Here is a 2,570-nt window from a genome sequence, read left to right as displayed (position 1 = left end):
GGGCCGCTCGACCCGCCGGGGGTCGCGGTGGCGTGGCCGTCGTGGCCGTGCGGGGCGGGCCTGCGGTGGGTGAACGGGATCCGTCCGCCGACCTTCTCCCCCACCTTCGCCCGGGCGACCCCGGCCGCGCCCTGCATCGCCGGGTGGTCGGCGAGTCTGCGGTAGTTGCGCACGATCTGCTCGTACCGTGCACGACCCGCGCGGGCCCCGAGCACGTAACCCGCGGCGGCGCCCAACAGGAAAGTCTTCATCGATGCCTCCTCGCACGGCGGGCTACCCGGTTCCAGTGTCCCGTACCCGTCGCTCACCCGCCGGACACCACCGCGTTCCGCACGGGGAGGGGGTGGTGTCCGCGCCCGGTCGGGTGTGTACTACAGTAGTCACCGGTCAGCACGGAGTACTCCGATCGCTCCGCGCAGGCTGGGAGCGATCCCTCGTAGCTCAATGGCAGAGCATTCGGCTGTTAACCGAAAGGTTGCTGGTTCGAGTCCAGCCGGGGGAGCCACACCGAACCCCAGGTCCGCACGGGCCTGGGGTTTTTTCGTGTCCGCACCCGCTTCCCGGTTCTCCGCCTCCCCCGTGTCGACGTGGCTCTGGGCAACGCCCCAAGTACGTGTTACTTTGAGGTAACCGTAAATCGCGGTAACAGGTACACGGGCGTACAGGAGGTCTCCCATGACCAGCGTCGAAGACACCCGGGAGCAGGCCGGGAACACCCCCTCCGAGCGCGAGACCGTGGCGCGGCGGTTGCTGGACTCGTCCGAGACGTTGTCCTACGACCCCGCCCGCGAGGTCGACTGGGAGACCGCGCTGGACACCGACCACCACGGCACCAGCCCCGAATGGAGCACCCTGTACGGGACGGCGTACTGGGCCGAGCTCACCGAGGCGCAGCGGCGGGAGCTGACCCGCCAGGAGGCGGCGTCGGTGGCCAGCACCGGCATCTGGTTCGAGATGATCCTGCAGCAGATGGTGCTGCGGGACTTCTACGCGAAGGATCCGACCGACCCCGCGTTCCAGTGGGCGCTGACCGAGATCGCCGACGAGTGCCGGCACTCCATCATGTTCGCCCGCGGCGCGGCGAAGCTGCGGGCACCGGCCTACCGTCCGCGCCGCGCGGTGGTCGAGCTCGGCCGGCTGTTCAAGACCGTCGCGACCGGGGAGGCCGCCTACGCGGCGATCCTGGTCGCCGAGGAGGTCCTGGACGTCATGCAGCGGGACTGGATGCGCGACGAGCGGGTGGCACCGTTCGTGCGCACCATCAACAACATTCACGTGGTCGAGGAGTCCCGGCACATGAAGTTCGCCCGGGAGGAGACCCTGGAGCGGCTGCGCGGGGTGAGCCGGGTGCGCAAGCAGGGCATCGCGCTGGTGGTGTCGATCGCCGCCTACTTCATCGTCACCAGCATGGTCAGCCGCGAGGTCTACGCCAACGCGGGACTGGACACCCGGCGCGCGGTCCGCGAGGCCCGGGCGAACGAGCACTACAAGTCGATGCTGCGGTCGAGCTGCGCGGGTCTGATGGAGTTCCTGGATTCGGCGGGGCTGTTGACCGCGGCGGCCACCCGCGTCTACAAGCGCGCGAACCTGATCTGAGCCGATGGCGTTCGCGATCACCCAGACCTGCTGCAACGACGCGTCCTGCGTGACGGTCTGCCCGGTCAACTGCATCCATCCGACACCGGACGAGCCGGACTTCGGCCGCACCGAGATGCTCTACATCGACCCGGCGAGCTGCATCGACTGCGGCGCGTGCGCGGACGCGTGCCCGGTGGACGCGATCGTCCCGGTGGACGTGCTCTCCGGTTCGATGACGGCGTACGCGGAGCTCAACGCGGCCTACTACGCCGACCGCGCTGCCGACCGTGCTGCCGACCGCGCTGCCGACCGTGCTGCCGGGCGGGACCCGGTGGCCGAGGCCGCGGACCCGGCGCCGAACTTCCACCCGTGGTCGCCGCCGGTGTTCGCCCGCGACGTGCCCAGCGACATGACGCCGTTGGACGTCGCGGTGGTCGGGACCGGCCCCGCCGGGATGTACGCCGTCGAGGATCTGTTGCTGCACACCAACGCGCGGGTGACGCTGATCGACCGGCTGTCCGTGCCGGGAGGACTCGTCCGGTACGGGGTCGCGCCGGATCACCCGTCCACGAAGAAGATCGGCGAGACGTTCGCCCGCTTCCACAAGCACCCGAGGTTGCGGCGGAAACTCGGGGTCGAGGTGGGCACCGACGTCACCGTGGACGACCTGTCCGCCCGGTACGACGCGGTGCTCTACGCCGTCGGTGCCTCCTCGGCCCGCGCGCTGGGCATCGACGGGGAGGACCTGTCCGGCAGTGTGGCCGCCACGACGGTGGTCGGCTGGTACAACGGGCACCCCGACGTGCCCGCCGACGCGGTCGACCTGTCGGACGAGCGGGTCGCCGTCGTCGGCAACGGCAACGTCGCGCTGGACGTGGCACGGATCCTCACCGCCGACCCGGACGAGCTTGCCCACACCCCGATCGCGCCGCACGCGCTGCGGCGGCTGCGGTCGAGCCGCGTGCGCGAGGTCGTCCTGCTCGGGCGCCGGG

3 protein-coding genes and 1 tRNA gene are annotated in these 2,570 nt (G+C 70.7%); 3 read left to right on the top strand and 1 reads right to left on the bottom strand.

Translation table 11 applies throughout. From position 1 onward, the window contains the following. Nucleotides 1–251: hypothetical protein (locus tag SACHA_RS0116385; protein WP_019811487.1), on the bottom strand; the 251-nt coding region annotated here is incomplete at its 3' end. A 179-nt stretch (nt 252–430) separates the two neighbouring features. Between SACHA_RS0116385 and SACHA_RS0116380 the strand changes: the two genes are divergently transcribed. The 3 genes from SACHA_RS0116380 to SACHA_RS0116370 form a co-directional block, all read left to right on the top strand. Next, nucleotides 431–505: transfer RNA gene (locus tag SACHA_RS0116380), tRNA-Asn, on the top strand. A gap of 170 nt (nt 506–675) precedes the next feature. Next, on the top strand, nt 676–1,596 hold the full coding sequence (locus SACHA_RS0116375; RefSeq protein ID WP_019811485.1) for an AurF N-oxygenase family protein: 921 nt from the start codon (nt 676–678) through the stop codon (nt 1,594–1,596). A gap of 4 nt (nt 1,597–1,600) precedes the next feature. Then, nucleotides 1,601–2,570 (top strand): FAD-dependent oxidoreductase (locus tag SACHA_RS0116370; protein ID WP_019811483.1); only part of this gene is annotated, 970 nt, incomplete at its 3' end.

Source organism: Saccharomonospora halophila 8 (genome assembly GCF_000383775.1).
Lineage (GTDB): Bacteria > Actinomycetota > Actinomycetes > Mycobacteriales > Pseudonocardiaceae > Saccharomonospora > Saccharomonospora halophila.
The sequence above is the reverse complement of the archived record's forward strand: the minus strand, read 5'-3'. Positions and strand labels throughout refer to the sequence as shown.

Coding starts and splice junctions, on each gene's coding strand:
- SACHA_RS0116375 (WP_019811485.1), top strand. CDS start 676: ATGACCAGCGTCGAAGACACCCGGGAGCAGGCCGGGAACACCCCCTCC.